Annotated in this window: 15 protein-coding genes; 8 read left to right on the top strand and 7 right to left on the bottom strand. The window is 70.4% G+C overall.

Annotated features, from left to right (window positions below):
* Positions 1–26: 26 nt before the first annotated feature.
* Positions 27–572 (top strand): hypothetical protein, encoded by a 546-nt coding sequence (locus ACFQ7Q_RS12455; RefSeq protein WP_383553100.1) that lies wholly within the window; start codon positions 27–29, stop codon positions 570–572.
* Here ACFQ7Q_RS12455 and ACFQ7Q_RS12450 read toward each other — a convergent pair.
* The 6 genes from ACFQ7Q_RS12450 to ACFQ7Q_RS12425 form a co-directional block, all read right to left on the bottom strand.
* Positions 551–1,726: a serine hydrolase domain-containing protein gene (locus ACFQ7Q_RS12450; RefSeq protein ID WP_383553097.1), complete on the bottom strand. Its 1,176-nt coding sequence runs from the start codon at positions 1,724–1,726 to the stop codon at positions 551–553. The two genes, ACFQ7Q_RS12455 and ACFQ7Q_RS12450, sit on opposite strands and share 22 nt — an antisense overlap.
* A gap of 102 nt (positions 1,727–1,828) precedes the next feature.
* The gene (locus ACFQ7Q_RS12445; RefSeq protein WP_383553095.1) at positions 1,829–2,500 is read right to left on the bottom strand and encodes a response regulator; all 672 of its coding nucleotides are present in this window, start codon (positions 2,498–2,500) and stop codon (positions 1,829–1,831) included.
* Entirely contained in the window at positions 2,497–3,666 is a 1,170-nt protein-coding gene (locus ACFQ7Q_RS12440) for a sensor histidine kinase (protein WP_383553092.1), read from the bottom strand. The genes ACFQ7Q_RS12445 and ACFQ7Q_RS12440 overlap by 4 nt, the downstream gene beginning before the upstream one ends.
* Positions 3,666–4,451, bottom strand: a complete 786-nt coding sequence (locus ACFQ7Q_RS12435; RefSeq protein WP_383553089.1) for an SAM-dependent methyltransferase — start codon at positions 4,449–4,451, stop codon at positions 3,666–3,668. Before ACFQ7Q_RS12435 ends, ACFQ7Q_RS12440 begins: the two co-directional genes overlap by 1 nt.
* Positions 4,448–5,170: a glycerophosphodiester phosphodiesterase gene (locus ACFQ7Q_RS12430; RefSeq protein ID WP_383553086.1), complete on the bottom strand. Its 723-nt coding sequence runs from the start codon at positions 5,168–5,170 to the stop codon at positions 4,448–4,450. Before ACFQ7Q_RS12430 ends, ACFQ7Q_RS12435 begins: the two co-directional genes overlap by 4 nt.
* Before the next feature lie 28 nt (positions 5,171–5,198).
* Positions 5,199–6,224 carry an adenosine deaminase gene (locus ACFQ7Q_RS12425; RefSeq protein WP_383553083.1) on the bottom strand — a complete coding sequence of 342 codons (1,026 nt, stop codon included), beginning with the start codon at positions 6,222–6,224 and terminating at the stop codon, positions 5,199–5,201.
* A gap of 75 nt (positions 6,225–6,299) precedes the next feature.
* Here ACFQ7Q_RS12425 and ACFQ7Q_RS12420 point away from each other — a divergent pair, with 75 nt between their 5' ends.
* On the top strand, positions 6,300–6,941 hold the full coding sequence (locus tag ACFQ7Q_RS12420; protein ID WP_383553080.1) for a DUF4190 domain-containing protein: 642 nt from the start codon (positions 6,300–6,302) through the stop codon (positions 6,939–6,941).
* A 76-nt stretch (positions 6,942–7,017) separates the two neighbouring features.
* Here ACFQ7Q_RS12420 and ACFQ7Q_RS12415 read toward each other — a convergent pair whose 3' ends face one another.
* Positions 7,018–7,566: an NADAR family protein gene (locus tag ACFQ7Q_RS12415; protein WP_383553077.1), complete on the bottom strand. Its 549-nt coding sequence runs from the start codon at positions 7,564–7,566 to the stop codon at positions 7,018–7,020.
* Positions 7,567–7,741: 175 nt separating this feature from the next.
* Here ACFQ7Q_RS12415 and ACFQ7Q_RS12410 point away from each other — a divergent pair, with 175 nt between their 5' ends.
* The 6 genes from ACFQ7Q_RS12410 (at position 7,742) to ACFQ7Q_RS12385 (ending at position 14,928) form a co-directional block, all read left to right on the top strand.
* On the top strand, positions 7,742–9,256 hold the full coding sequence (locus tag ACFQ7Q_RS12410; RefSeq protein WP_383553074.1) for a gamma-aminobutyraldehyde dehydrogenase: 1,515 nt from the start codon (positions 7,742–7,744) through the stop codon (positions 9,254–9,256).
* A gap of 29 nt (positions 9,257–9,285) precedes the next feature.
* Positions 9,286–10,536, top strand: a complete 1,251-nt coding sequence (locus ACFQ7Q_RS12405; protein WP_383553071.1) for a PotD/PotF family extracellular solute-binding protein — start codon at positions 9,286–9,288, stop codon at positions 10,534–10,536.
* A 70-nt stretch (positions 10,537–10,606) separates the two neighbouring features.
* Positions 10,607–11,758: an ABC transporter ATP-binding protein gene (locus ACFQ7Q_RS12400; RefSeq protein ID WP_383553068.1), complete on the top strand. Its 1,152-nt coding sequence runs from the start codon at positions 10,607–10,609 to the stop codon at positions 11,756–11,758.
* Positions 11,755–12,690: an ABC transporter permease gene (locus ACFQ7Q_RS12395; protein WP_383553065.1), complete on the top strand. Its 936-nt coding sequence runs from the start codon at positions 11,755–11,757 to the stop codon at positions 12,688–12,690. The genes ACFQ7Q_RS12400 and ACFQ7Q_RS12395 overlap by 4 nt, the downstream gene beginning before the upstream one ends.
* Positions 12,690–13,484, top strand: a complete 795-nt coding sequence (locus ACFQ7Q_RS12390) for an ABC transporter permease (protein WP_383553061.1) — start codon at positions 12,690–12,692, stop codon at positions 13,482–13,484. The genes ACFQ7Q_RS12395 and ACFQ7Q_RS12390 overlap by 1 nt, the downstream gene beginning before the upstream one ends.
* A 25-nt stretch (positions 13,485–13,509) precedes the next feature.
* Positions 13,510–14,928: an NAD(P)/FAD-dependent oxidoreductase gene (locus tag ACFQ7Q_RS12385; protein ID WP_383553058.1), complete on the top strand. Its 1,419-nt coding sequence runs from the start codon at positions 13,510–13,512 to the stop codon at positions 14,926–14,928.
* The last annotated feature ends 11 nt before the right edge of the window (positions 14,929–14,939 follow it).

Raw genomic sequence — 14,939 nt, 5'->3', positions numbered from 1 at the left:
GTTCATGACGGGCGTAGGGTGCTGTCATGAACGAGACGAAGGGGCCGCAGGCCCTTCTCAGGCGTATCCGTGTGTGGCTGGTCGTCTTCATCGTCTGTCTGGTGCTGAGCGGGGTCACCGCCTTCCCGCTCGTCACCGAACTGCACCTGGCCGAGGACGCGTTGACGTCCTGGGCGTCGCCCGTCGCCGAGCTCTTCCCCGGTCTCCTGGAGTGGATCGAGCGGGTGAGGGACGGACTCGACACCGCCGACGCGCAGTACCCCTTCCTGCTCTACGGCACCGACTGGCTGGCCTTCGCCCACCTCGTCATCGCCGTCGCGTTCTACGGTCCCTACCGCGACCCGGTCCGGAACATCTGGGTGATCGAGTTCGGGATGATCGCCTGCGCCGGCATCATCCCGCTCGCCCTGATCTGCGGACCGATCCGGGGCATCCCCTTCTGGTGGTCCGTCATCGACATGTCGTTCGGCGTCTTCGGAGTGATCCCGCTGCTCGTCGTACGACGGATGATCAAGCGCCTCGAAGCGGTGCGGGCCGTTGCCGAGGCGCCTCAGGCCGTCGGCGCGCCGTAGGCCGCCACCATGATGTTCAGCGCGACCTTGTTGACGTCCTGGCCCTTCGCGTCCGTGGAGTTGACGCTGTAGACCAGGGTGCGCGCGCCGTCGCGGGTCGAGGCGATCGCCGCGTTGTAGCCCCAGCGGCCGCCCGTCTTGCCCCACACCTCGCGCCCGCCCAGCTTCTTCATCGCCAGCCCGGCCGCGTACGCGGCCGGGTCGCCGCTCGTGAAGTCCGTGACCTTCGGCAGCGTGAACATCTCCTCCAGGAGCGGGCCGCGCACCACCCGACCCCGGAACAGGGCCGTCGTGAAGCGCTCCAGATCGGCCGTCGTCGAGATGATGTCGCCGGCCGCCCAGCCGTCCGTCGTCCCCCACACCGACACATCGCGCAGCCCGGTCGTGCCGTCTTCCAGCCTCATCGTCTGGTACCCGTGGTTGTGCGGACCCCTGATACGGGGGTCGGTCCCGGGGAAGTAGGTGTCGCGCAGTCCCAGCGGCCGCAGGACGCGCGCCGCGACCTGGTCCTCGTACGTGTCGCCGGTGACCCGCTCGATCAGCAGACCCGCGATCGTGTAGCCGATGTTGAGGTAGTGCTGGCGGGTGCCGGGGGCGAACTCCCGCTCCTTCGCCGTCGCGGAGCGGACCATCTCCCTCGGGTCGTGGATCTCGAAGCGGTTCGCGTACCACTCCTCGACCGTCGTGCCGGCGAAGTCCGGGGCCGGGATGCCGTGCGTGTGGTTGATCAGCTGGCGGACCGTCACCTTCCCGTACCGGTACGGAATCAGCTCCGGCAGGTAGGAGCGGGCCGGGCGGTCCAGGTCCAGCCGCCCCTCGGCGGCCAACTGGAGGACGACCGCGGCCGTGAACACCTTGGTCACCGAGCCGGCCCGGAAGCGCGCGCCCGCGTCGGCCGGTCGCATCGTCGTCAGATCGTGCACGCCCGAGGCGCCGCGCCAGACGCCCTCGGTGCCCCCGACCCGCACCAGCGCGGCCGTGGCAGAGGCCTTCGGCAGTCCGGCGATCGCCGCTTCGAGCGCCGGGTCCGAGATCGGCGCCGCGACGGACGCGGGAGCCGACGGGCCGGTCGCGGAGGCCGGCAGCACCGCGGGGCCCGCCACGACCCCCAGGACGAGGGCGGCGGCCAGCAGCGTGCGCGTGGTGTTCCTCATGGTCAACTCCGTGGATGTGAGCCGGTGTTCTCGATGTCTCTCATCCTGCTGACCTGCGGCGATCCGCGGATCGCCGGAGCGGGGGATCTTCGCCCGCCGCGTTCATCCCCCGGGCGGGGGAGAGCCGGCCGTGATCAGCCCGCTCTCGTACGCGCAGATCACCGCCTGGATCCGGTCCCGAAGACCCAGCTTGGCGAGCACGTTCCCCACATGCGTCTTCACCGTGTGGTCGCTTACCACCAGCTCCGTCGCGATCTCCGCGTTGGAGAGGCCCCGCGCGAGCAGCATCAGCGTCTCCCGCTCGCGGGCCGTCAGCGCGTCGAGGCGCGGATCGGGCCGGGGCGCGCGCCGGGTCGGGCGGGTGTACTCCGCCACCAGGCGCCGGGCCACGGACGGAGCGAGCAGCGAGTCGCCCCGCGCCACCACCCGTACCGCATGCACCAGGTCGTCCCGGCGCACGTCCTTCAGCAGGAAGCCGCTCGCGCCCGCGTGCAGTGCCTCGTACACGTACTCGTCGGAGTCGAAGGTCGTCAGCATCACCGTCCGGCAGGCCGACTCGGCGCTGATCGTCCGGCAGGCCTCGATGCCGTCCATGCCCGGCATCCGGATGTCGAGCAGCGCCACATCGGGGTCGAGCCGGCGCACGGCCTCGACCGCCTCGGCCCCGTCGCCCGCCTCCGCGACCACCTCGATGTCCGACTGCCCCTCCAGGATCATCGCGAAGCCGCTGCGGACCAGCTCCTGGTCGTCGGCCACCACCACGCGGATCGTCAACGCGCCACCTCCGAGATCGACGTCACGGGGAACGCGACCCGTACCTCGAAGCCCTGGCCGTCCGGCCCCGGTCCACACACCGCGGTGCCGCCGTGCGCCGCCGCCCGCTCGCGGATCCCGACGAGCCCGTGCCCGCCGGAGCCCACCGGGGAGCCGCGCCGCGAACCGCGCCCGTCGTCCGTCACCACGATCTCCAGGACGCCGTCCGCATGGTCCAGCCGTACGGAGGCGGTGCGCGCCCCGGCGTGCTTCACCACGTTCGTCAGCGCCTCCTGGACGATGCGGTGGACGGTCGCCCCGACGGCGGACGGCAGGGCCCGCACCCCGCCCGTCGTCGTGTACGAGACGTCCAGCCCACTGGCCCGGACCCGTTCCACCAGCGCCGGGAGCCCACCGAGATCCGGCTGCGGCTCCCGGGGAGCGTCGCTCTCCGTCCCGTCGCGCAGCACTCCCAGCATCCGGCGCAGCTGCACCATGGCGTCCCGGCCGGTCGCGGAGATCGCGTCGAACGCGGCCTCCGCCCGCTCCGGAGCCGCCCGCACCGCCACCGGACCGGCCTCCGCCTGCACGACCATCAGACTCACCGCATGGGAGAGGATGTCGTGCATCTCCCGGGCGATCCGGGCCCGTTCACGCGCCGCCGCCTGCTCGGCCTCGACGCGATGGGCCCGCTGCCGGGCGTCGGTCAGCCGCCCGAAGACGTAGGCCGCCGCGAACACGAAGAGGGAGAAGGTCAGTTCACGCGCCGAGCGGGTGTTGAGCCACACCGACACGGGCACCGCCACCACCAGCAGCGCCAGGGTCGTGAGCCGCTGCCACGCCGGCGCCATCGCGGCGATCGTGTAGACCACGACGAGCCCGGTGTACGGCAGCGGCTGGCCCGGACCCTCCACGGCCAGCTTGTACAGCGCACTGGCCACCAGGACCGCCAGGAGCGTCGCGAAGGGCGCGCGCCGCCGCCAGACCAGAGGCAGCACCGTGAGCGTGGTCAGCCCGTACGCCGGCCAGGTCGCCGGCTCCAGCTCCGGCGGGCGGGGCACCACGAACGGCATCGTCATGGCCGCCTGGACGAGCAGCGCGATCCCGACGTCCACGGCCTGCGGACGGGAGGCCCCGAACTCCCGCGCCCGCTCCCACCACCCTCGTACGTCCCCCCGTATGCCCATTACGGCTTCCGGCCCACCGCGCCGAACTGGGCCACCTCGCTCGCCGGGGCGAACCGCCAGCTCGCGCAGGAGACGATCCCCGGCTCCAGGACGTCGAGACCGTCCAGGAAGGAGGTGAACTCGGCGCGGGTGCGGGCCGTGATCGGCGGCGTCGCGTTCTCGTTCCAGAACGCCATCGCCGCCACGTTCCCCTCGCCGCCGAGCTCCGGCTCCAGCGTCGGATGGGTCAGCACGAGGTACGAGCCGGAGGGGACCGCGTCCATCAGCGTGCGGACCACGGACCGGGCCTCGTCGGTGTCCAGGACGAAGTTGAGGATGCCGAGCATCATCACCGCGACCGGACGCGACAGGTCGAGCGTCCGCGCCGCCGCCTCCAGGATGAGCTCCGGGCTCCGCGCGTCCGCGTCGATGTACTCGGTGACCCCCTCCGGGGCGCTGGTCAGCAGCGCGCGGGCGTGCGTGAGCACGATCGGGTCGTTGTCGACGTAGACGATCCTGGCCTCCGGCGCGACCCGCTGGGCGACCTCGTGGGTGTTGTCGGCCGTCGGCAGGCCCGTGCCGATGTCCAGGAACTGGCGCACCCCGCCCTCGCCCGCCAGATGCGTCACCGCCCGGCCGAGGAACGCCCGGTCCGCGCGGGCCACTTCACCGATGCTCGGGTAGAGGCCGGTGACCTGGTCGCCGACCGCCCGGTCGACGGGATAGTAGTCCTTCCCGCCCAACCAGTAGTTCCACACGCGGGCGTTGTGCGCGATGTCGGTCCGGATCCGCTCGGCCCCTGTCACCGGTGGTCTCCCCTTCGCAGTTCGGCGGCTCGCAGTTCGGCTGCGAGCGCGTCCACCCGGTTGGTGGTGATCGCATCCACCCCGTGGGACAGGAGCTTACGCATGGAGCGCCGGGTGTCCGCGGTCCAGGCCGACAGCAGGTAACCGTCCCGGTGCACGTGCTCCACCAGCGCCCGACTCACCAGGCCGAAGCGGTAGTTGAGCCACCGCGGCCTGACCGCGTCCAGGAGCACCGCACGCGGTGGCGCCAGCGTCGTCCATGTCAGGGCGATCTCCGCGGCCGGGTCGGCGGCCCGGACCTGGAGCATCGCCACCCCGCCCGCGCAGTAGTACACGCGCTCGGCGGCCCCGCACTCGCGGACCGTGCCGACGATCGTGCGGACCGACTCCTCGTTGCCGCCGGGCAGGTCGAGCATCAGCCGGTGCGGCCCGGCCGCGATCAGCGCCTCGCGCAGCGTCGGCACCCCGCCGTAGGTCAGCTCCCGCAGCTGCGCGTGGGTGAGCGCGGACAGCGGCCGGTCGTGACCCCACAGCCGTTCGAGCGTGTCGTCGTGGAGCAGGACGGGGACACCGTCACGGGTGAGCCGTACATCGATCTCCACGGCGTCCGCGCCGCCCTCGATCGCCGAGACGATCGAGGGGATCGTGTTCTCCCGCACGCGGTACGGGTCGCCGCGGTGGCCTACGACAGTGACGTGGTCCGGGGTGACGTGGTCCATGGGGCCATTGTTGCGGCTGGGACGCCGCTCAGCGCGCGAGCCACGTCTCCGTGTAGTCGTCGATCTCGGCGGCGAGGCGGGCCTTTCCGGCCTCGTCCAGGAAGGACGCCTCGACCGCGTTCTTGGCGAGGGCGGCCAGACCGCGCTCGTCGAGCTCCAGGAGGCGGGCGGCGACCGCGTACTCGTTGTTCAGGTCCGTACCGAACATCGGCGGGTCGTCACTGTTGATCGTCACCAGGACGCCGGCCGCGACCATCTCCTTGATGGGGTGCTGGTCCAGATCGGCCACCGCGCGGGTCGCGATGTTCGAGGTCGGGCAGACCTCCAGGGCGATCCGGTGCTCCGCGAGGTGGGCCAGGAGCGCCGGGTCCCGCACGGCGCTGGTGCCGTGACCGATGCGCTGGGCGCCCAGCTCGTTCAGGGCGTCCCAGATCGTCTCCGGGCCCGTCGTCTCGCCCGCGTGCGGAACGGAGCGCAGGCCGGCCGCGATCGCCCGGTCGAAGTACGGCTTGAACTGCGGGCGCGGTACGCCGATCTCCGGGCCGCCGAGGCCGAAGGAGACGAGGCCCTCGGGGCGCAGGTCGACCGCGAGCCGGGCGGTCTCCTCCGCGGCCTCCAGACCGGCCTCGCCGGGGATGTCGAAGCACCAGCGCAGCACGATGCCCAGCTCGGCCTCGGCGGCCTTGCGGGCGTCCTCGATGGCCGCCATGAAGGCGCGCTCGTCGATCCCGCGGCGGGTGGAGCTGTAGGGGGTGATGGTCAGCTCGGCGTACCGGATGTTCTGCCGCGCCATGTCCCGGGCGACCTCGTACGTCAGCAGCCGGACGTCCTCCGGGGTGCGGACGAGGTCGACGACCGAGAGGTAGACCTCGATGAAGTGCGCGAAGTCGGTGAAGGTGAAGTAGTCGACGAGCGCCTCGGGGTCCGTGGGGACCTTCGAGTCGGGGTGACGGGCGGCCAGCTCGGAGACGATCCGCGGGGAGGCGGAGCCGACGTGGTGGACGTGCAGCTCGGCCTTGGGGAGGCCCGCGATGAAGGCGTGGAGATCGGTCATCGGATCATCGTAGGCCGGGCAGGTCCGCCGTCGGAGCGAGGTCGTAGCATGGCGTGACCACGATGGGGGAGGCCCATGTCTGACAACAGCGACCAGCCTCGGGGCGGGTACGACCCGGCGGACCCGTGGGCTCCGCCGAACCGGGACGGGGTGGAACTGAGCAAGCCGGCGACGCCCGCGCCACAGGACCGTCCGCCGGTGCACGATCAGCCGACGATGACGTCGATGCCGGCGGCCGGGGACGTTCCGCCGCCGCCCGTCGCCCCCGGGGGGCCCGCGACCACGCCCGGCGCGTACGGCTACCCGGCCGCGACGCCGGCCGCGCCCGCGCCGGCGGCGTACGGCTACCCCGGCTACCCGGGATACAGCGGCGGCGGCTACGGCCAGACCGGCTGGCAGGCGGCCCCGTCCAACGGGATGGGCACGGCGTCGATGGTGCTCGGCATCATCGCGACCGTCGGCTTCTGCATGTACGGCCTCGGGGTCGTCCTGGGCATCCTGGCCCTGGTCTTCGGCATCATCGGCCGCAAGAAGGTGCAGCGGGGCGAGGCGAGCAACGGCGGCATGGCGACCGCGGGCATCGTCCTCGGCTCGATCGGCATCCTGATCAGCTCGGTGTTCCTGGGCTTCATCATCTGGGCCATCGCCCAGGACGAGACCTACGGCAGTGACTCGGACGACCCGTGGCAGACGAGCCTGGTGGTCCGGAACCGCTAGGACGCCTCGCACAGGAGAAGGGGCCCCGCGCGCCTGCCGGCCGCCGGGCCCCTTCTCCTTCGCGCCGCCCATGCCGCTACGCGCGGCGCAGGCGCTCCCGCGCCTCCATGAGCGCGAAGCCCAGCAGGTTCAGCCCCCGCCAGCGGGCGGGATCCATCGCACGGGGGTCGTCGGCGGCGAGCCCGATGCCCCACACGCGGTCCAGCGGGCTCGCCTCCACCAGGACGCGGCCTCCCGTGCCGAGCAGGTACGCCCGCAGCGCCTCGTCCGACGCGAACTTGTGGACGCTGCCCTCGACGACGATCCCGAAGCGCTCCCGCTCCCACACCGCCTCGTCGAACCCGCGGACCAGCCGCCCCGCCTTCTTCGCCTCCGCGGGCGTAAGGGACGACAGCGCGGCCCGCTCGGCCTCCGGGTCGCCGAAGAGCCGGGCCTTCGCCGCCATCATCCAGTGCTCGGCCGTCGCGTACCGCACCCCGTCGACCTCGAAGGGTGACGTCCACCATTGGCTGAGACAGCTCGCCGAGAGCTGCCCGTCCGGCCTCGGGCGGTGGCCCCAGAAATGCAGCCACTTCACCTTCTCGCCCCTGCTGACCTGCTCCGTCAGCTCGTCGATCTTCCTCATGCACGCGATTCTGGCAGCCGCCACGGACATTCCGTACGGTCATTTACCCGACCCCTCGACACATGGTCGACCGATTCCGTCGCGTAACCAAAAGGCAACAACGGAATCACTTGTTGGCCTGGTATAGCTCTGTCAGGATCGGCACTCAATTCGAGCTGGAACAACGGAGAGCGTCATGGGCAACCGCTTCCAGGTGACGGACCGCTTCGCGGACGGCGCACAGTACATCGGCGGGCGTCTGCGGCCCGGGACCTCGGGTGAGGAACACAGTGTCGTCGACCCGGCCACGGGCGAGCGCGTGTACACCTACACACTCGCGAGCACGGCGGACGTGGACGCCGCCGTCGCCGCCGCGAAGGAGGCGTTCCCCGGCTGGGCCGGTGCCACCCCCGGCGAGCGCTCGGACGCGCTGCACCGGTTCGCCGGCGTGCTCGCCGAGCGGGCCGAGGACTTCGCCCGCGTCGAGTCCCTCCAGTGCGGCAAGCCCATCAAGCTGTCCACCGAGTTCGACGTACCGGGCACGGTCGACAACACCGCCTTCTTCGCCGGGGCGGCCCGCCACCTCCAGGGTCAGTCGGCCGGCGAGTACAGCGGCGACCACACCTCGTACGTACGGCGCGAGCCGATCGGTGTCGTCGGCTCCATCGCCCCCTGGAACTACCCCCTCCAGATGGCCGCCTGGAAGATCCTCCCGGCGATCGCGGCCGGCAACACGATCGTCCTGAAGCCGGCCGAACTCACCCCGCTCACCTCGCTGATGTTCGCCCAGGCGGCCACCGACGCCGGTATCCCCGACGGTGTCGTCAACATCGTCAACGGCGCCGGACGCACCGCCGGCGAGCGCCTCGTCGGCCACCCGGACGTGGTCATGACCTCCTTCACCGGCTCCACCGCGGTCGGCAAGCGCGTCGCCGAGATCGCCACCTCCACCGTGAAGCGGCTCCACCTCGAACTCGGCGGCAAGGCCCCCTTCGTCGTCTTCGACGACGCCGACCTGGAGGCCGCGGCCCACGGCGCCGTCGCGGCCTCCCTCATCAACACGGGCCAGGACTGCACCGCCGCCACGCGCGCGTACGTCCAGCGCCCGCTCTTCGACGCCTTCGTCGCCCGCGTCGCCGAACTGATGGAGACCGTCCGCCTGGGCGACCCCTTCGACCCGTCCACCGACCTGGGCCCGCTGATCAGCCACGTCCAGCGCGACCGGGTCGCCGCCTTCGTCGACCGCGCCCGCGGCTACGCCACCGTCGTCACCGGCGGCGAGGCCCCGGGCGGGGAGCTGAAGAACGGCGCGTACTACCGTCCGACCCTGATCACCGGCGCCGCGCAGGACAGCGAGGTCGTGCAGTCGGAGATCTTCGGACCGGTCCTGGTGGCGCTGCCCTTCGACAGCGACGACGAGGGCATCCGGCTCGCCAACGACACCCCCTACGGCCTCGCCGCCTCCGCCTGGACCCGCGAGGTCTTCCGGGCGAACCGCGCCACCCGCGAGATCAAGGCGGGCTGCGTCTGGGTCAACGACCACATCCCGATCATCAGCGAGATGCCGCACGGCGGCTACAAGGCCTCCGGCTTCGGCAAGGACATGTCGGCGTATTCCTTCGAGGAGTACACGCAGGTCAAGCATGTGATGTACGAAAACACCGCGGTGGCCAGGAAGGACTGGCACCGCACGATCTTCGGAGACCGGTAGTCCTCCCCAACCCCCGAGAGGCACAGCGCATGGAGCAGTACGAGCCCGACAGCCTGTCCCCCGCGCAACTCGCCGCGATGCGGCGCAGTCTGACGAGCGGCCGGGGCGCCCTCACCCGCCGTTCGATGCTGCGCGCCGGAGGCGTCGGCGCGCTCACGATCGGCGGCCTCGCGTCCCTGAGCGCCTGTGGCATCCCGCCGGCCAAGCGCGAGGGCCAGGGCGGCCCCGCGTCCACGGACTTCTCGGCCAAGGAGAAGCAGGTCGCCTTCTCCAACTGGACCGAGTACATGGACGTCAGCGAGGACGAGAAGTCCCGCCCGACCCTGGAGGCGTTCACCAAGCGCACCGGGATCAAGATCAAGTACACCGAGGACATCAACGACAACGTCGAGTTCTTCGGCAAGATCAAGCCTCAGCTCGCGGCCGGCCAGGACACCGGACGCGACCTGATCTGCGTCACCGACTGGCTCGCGGCGCGCATCATCCGGCTCGGCTGGGCGCAGAAGCTCGACGCGGCCAACCTCCCCACCGCGTACGCCAACCTGTCCGCGCAGTTCCGTCGCCCCGACTGGGACCCGGGCCGCGCCTACTCGTACCCGTGGACCGGCATCTCCACCGTCATCGCCTACAACTCCAAGGCGACCGGCGGCAAGAAGGTCGACTCCGTCACGCAGCTCCTCGACGATCCCTCGCTCAAGGGCCGGGTCGGCTTCCTCACCGAGATGCGCGACTCCGTCGGCATGACCCTGCTCGACATGGGCAAGGACCCGGGGAAGTTCACCGACGCCGAGTACGACGAGGCGATCGGCCGGCTGCAGAAGGGCGTCGACAAGAAGCAGATCCGGCGCTTCACCGGCAACGACTACACCTCCGACCTGGACAAGGGCGACCTCGCGGCCTGCCTCGCCTGGGCCGGTGACGTCATCCAGCTCCAGGCCGACAACCCGGACATCAAGTTCGCGATACCTTCCGCCGGTTACATCACCTCCAGCGACAACCTGCTGGTCCCGGCCAAGGCGCGCCACAAGGCCAACGCCGAGAAGCTCATCGACTACTACTACGAGCTCCCGGTCGCCGCGCAGCTTGCCGCGTACATCAACTACGTCTGCCCGGTCGACGGGGTCAAGGACGAGCTCGCCAAGATCGACCCCGAGCTGGCCAACAACACGCTGATCCTGCCGGACAAGGCCATGGCCGCGAAGTCGCACGCCTTCCGCTCGCTCACCAGCGAGGAAGAGACGGCGTACGAGGAGAAGTTCACCAAGCTCATCGGTGCCTGATCTCCCGCAGCGGCAAGCGCGGGGGCGCCACCATCGTCGTCCACCTCTTACGAACCTGGGATCGCAACCCATGACTGACAAGAACACCGGCGGCGACGTCCGTCTCACCGGGATCAGCAAGACCTACGGCTCCTTCACCGCCGTCCATCCGCTCGACCTGACGATCCCGCAGGGCTCGTTCTTCGCCCTCCTCGGCGCCTCCGGCTGCGGCAAGACCACCACGCTGCGCATGATCGCCGGCCTGGAGGAGCCCACCGGCGGCACCGTGTTCCTCGGCGACAAGGACGTCACCGACCTCCCGCCCTACAAGCGGCCGGTCAACACCGTCTTCCAGTCCTACGCGCTCTTCCCGCACATGGACATCTACGAGAACATCGCCTTCGGTCTGCGCCGACGGGGCATCAAGTCGGTGAAGAAGCAGGTCGACGACATGCTGGAGCTCGTCCAGCTCGGCGACAAGGCCCGCCACAAGCCGCACCAGCTCTCCGGCGGCCAGCAGCAGCGCGTCGCCGTGGCCCGGGCCCTCATCAACCACCCGCAGGTCCTCCTCCTCGACGAGCCGCTCGGCGCCCTCGACCTCAAGCTGCGCCGCCAGATGCAGCTGGAGCTCAAGCGCATCCAGACCGAGGTCGGCATCACCTTCGTCCACGTCACCCACGACCAGGAGGAGGCCATGACCATGGCCGACCAGGTCGCGGTCATGAACGGCGGACGGGTCGAGCAGCTCGGCGACCCCGCCGACCTGTACGAGAACCCGCGGACCACGTTCGTGGCGAACTTCCTGGGCACCTCCAACCTCATCGAGGCCGAGGTCGTCGAGAACGGCGGTTCCGACCTGGTCGTGACGGCCGGCGGCGGCAAGCTCCGGCTGCCCGCGGACCGCTGTTCGGCGACCGTGCGCACCGGGGGCAAGGTCCTCGTCGGTGTCCGCCCCGAGAAGATCTCGCTCGCGCACGCCGACGACGCGGGGAAGATCGCCGACGGCCGCAACAAGGTCACCGGCCGCATAGCCGACTCCTCCTTCATCGGCGTCTCCACCCAGTACGTGGTGAACTCGCCGGCGGGGGCGGAGCTCCAGGTCTACGAGCAGAACATCGAGCGGGACGCGCGTCTGCTGCCCGGCGCCGAGGTCGTCCTGCACTGGAACCCGGCCCATACGTTCGGCCTGGACGCCGATCAGGACATCGACGCGGGCGTGGAGACGGTGGAGGACGCCGGATGAGCACTTCCACCCTCACCAAGGAGGAGGAGACCGCGCCGGCCGCAGTACCGGCGACGCGCAAGCCCTCCACCCGCAAGCGGCTCGTCCCGTACTGGCTGCTGCTGCCCGGCATCGTCTGGCTGCTCGTCTTCTTCGCGCTGCCGATGGTCTACCAGGCGTCGACCTCCGTGCAGACCGGCTCGCTGGAGAAGGGCTTCGAGGTCACCTGGCACTTCCAGACGTACTGGGACGCCTTCCAGGAGTACTGGCCGCAGTTCGTCCGCTCCCTGCTGTACGCCGGTACGGCCACGCTGCTGTGTCTGCTCCTCGGCTATCCGCTGGCGTATCTGATCGCCTTCAAGGCCGGCCGGTGGCGCAACCTCCTGCTGGTCCTCGTCATCGCCCCCTTCTTCACCAGCTTCCTCATCCGGACGCTGGCGTGGAAGACGATCCTCGCCGACGGCGGCGCGGTCGTCGGCGCGCTCGACGCGCTGCACGTCCTGGACGTGACGAGCTGGCTCGGCTGGACCGAGGGCGACCGGGTGCTCGCCACCCCGATGGCGGTGGTCTGCGGTCTGACGTACAACTTCCTGCCGTTCATGATCCTGCCGCTCTACACCTCGCTGGAGCGGATCGACGGCCGGCTGCACGAGGCGGCCAAGGACCTGTACGCCTCCCCGGCCACCACCTTCCGCAAGGTGACCTTCCCGCTCTCCATGCCGGGCGTGGTCTCCGGCACGCTGCTCACGTTCATCCCGGCCAGCGGCGACTACGTCAACGCCGAACTCCTCGGCTCGACCGACACCAAGATGGTCGGCAACGTGATCCAGTCGCAGTTCCTTCGGGTCCTCGACTATCCGACGGCCGCCGCGCTGTCCTTCATCCTCATGGCGATCGTGCTGCTCATGGTCACCGTCTACATCCGCCGTGCGGGAACGGAGGACCTGGTCTGATGCGTTGGATACGCCGGAACCTCGTCGCCCTCATGGGCCTGCTGACGCTCGCGTACATGATCCTGCCGAACATCGTCGTGATGGTGTTCTCGTTCAACAAGCCGAACGGGCGGTTCAACTACGCCTGGCAGCGCTTCTCCCTGGACGCCTGGAAGGACCCCTGCGGCGTCGCCGATCTGTGCGGCTCGCTGACCCTGTCGTTGCAGATCGCCGCCTGGGCCACGCTCGGGGCCACGATCCTCGGCACGATGATCGCCTTCGCGCTGGTCCGCTACCGCTTCCGGGCGCGTGGCGCGATCAACTCGCTGATCTTCCTGCCGATGGCCATGCCCGAGGTCGTCATGGCCGCCTCCCTGCTCACGCTCTTCCTGAACATGGGCGCCGAGCTGGGCTTCTGGACCGTCCTGATCGCCCACATCATGTTCTGCCTGTCGTTCGTCGTGACGGCGGTCAAGGCACGGGTGATGTCGATGGACCCCCGTCTGGAGGAGGCCGCGCGCGACCTCTACGCCGGCCCGGTGCAGACCTTCGTACGGGTCACGCTGCCGATCGCCGCCCCCGGAATCGCCGCCGGAGCGCTGCTCGCCTTCGCGCTCTCGTTCGACGACTTCATCATCACCAACTTCAACGCGGGCTCGACCGTCACCTTCCCCATGTTCGTCTGGGGCTCGGCACAGCGCGGCACGCCCGTCCAGATCAACGTCATCGGCACGGCCATGTTCATCATTGCCGTACTGGTGGTGGTAGCCGGACAGATCATCACGAACCGGCGCAAGAAAACAGCGACAACCTGAGCAAGCCCTGAAGGAGTTGGAAACCATGGCCCCAGTCGCCATGCGTCTCGCTGCACAATCTCTCTCCGACGCCCAGCCCGTCCCCTTCTGGCTGGAAGACCCCGGCAAGCCCGGAGCGCTGCCCGCCCTCACCGGCACCGAGAAGTGCGACCTTCTCGTCGTCGGCGGCGGATACAGCGGACTGTGGACCGCGCTCCTCGCCAAGGAGCGCGACCCCTCCAGGGACGTCGTCCTGATCGAAGGCCGCGAGGTGGGCTGGGCCGCCTCGGGCCGCAACGGCGGCTTCTGCGCCGCCTCCCTCACCCACGGCTTCGGCAACGGACTCGCCCGCTGGCCGGGCGAGCTGCCGAAGCTCGAGGAGCTCGGCGAGCGCAACCTCGACGCCATCGAGGCGGCGGTCGCCCGCTACTCGCTCGACTGCGACTTCGAGCGCACCGGCGAGATCGACGTCGCCACCGAGCCGTACCAGATGGAGGAACTCACGGAGGTGTACGCGGAGATCGAGCGGCTCGGTCTCGCGGACGGCCTCGACCTGCTCGACGGCGACGCCGTCCGCGCGGAGGTCGACTCCCCGACCTTCCTCGGCGGCCTGTGGGACCGGCGCGGCGTCGCGATGCTCAACCCCGCCAAGCTGGCGTGGGGCCTGAAGCGGGCCTGCGCCGACCTCGGGGTGCGGATCTACGAGAACACCCCCGGCCTCGACCTCGTCTCCGTCGGCGCGGGCATGGGCGTGCGCACCCCGTACGGCAGGGTCCTCGCCCGCCGGGTCGCGCTCGGCACCAATGTCTTCCCCTCGCTGGTCAAGCGGGTCCGGCACTACACCGTCCCGGTCTACGACTACGCCCTGATGACCGAGCCGCTCAGCCCCGAGCAGCTCGCCGCGATCGGCTGGAAGAACCGTCAGGGACTCGGGGACTCCGCCAACCAGTTCCACTACTTCCGGATCACCGCCGACAACCGGATCCTGTGGGGCGGCTACGACGCGATCTACCAGTTCGGCGGCCGGCTCAGCGCCGAGATGGACAACCGCCCGGAGACGTATCTGAAGCTCGCCGAGCACTTCTTCCGCTGCTTCCCGCAGCTGGAGGGGCTCCGCTTCAGCCACGCCTGGGGCGGCGCGATCGACACCTGCTCGCGCTTCTCCGCCTTCTTCGGCACGGCGTACCAGGGCAAGGTCGCCTACGCCGCGGGCTTCACCGGCCTCGGTGTCGGCGCCACCCGCTTCGGCGGCGATGTGATGCTGGACCTGCTGGCCGGTGAGCGCACGGAGCGTACGGAGCTGGAGATGGTCCGCTCCAAGCCGCTTCCGTTCCCGCCGGAGCCGATCGCCTGGGCCGGCATCGGCATCACCAAGTGGTCGATGGCGCGGGCCGACGAGAACGGCGGCCGCCGCAATCTGTGGCTGAAGGCGATGGACCGCCTCGGCCTGGGCTTCGACAGCTAGCCCCGGTCAGG

It is taken from the genome of Streptomyces sp. NPDC056527, from assembly GCF_042794475.1.
Classification (GTDB): domain Bacteria; phylum Actinomycetota; class Actinomycetes; order Streptomycetales; family Streptomycetaceae; genus Streptomyces.
Note: the sequence above shows the minus strand (reverse complement) of the source record. Positions and strands in the feature narration are given on the sequence as shown.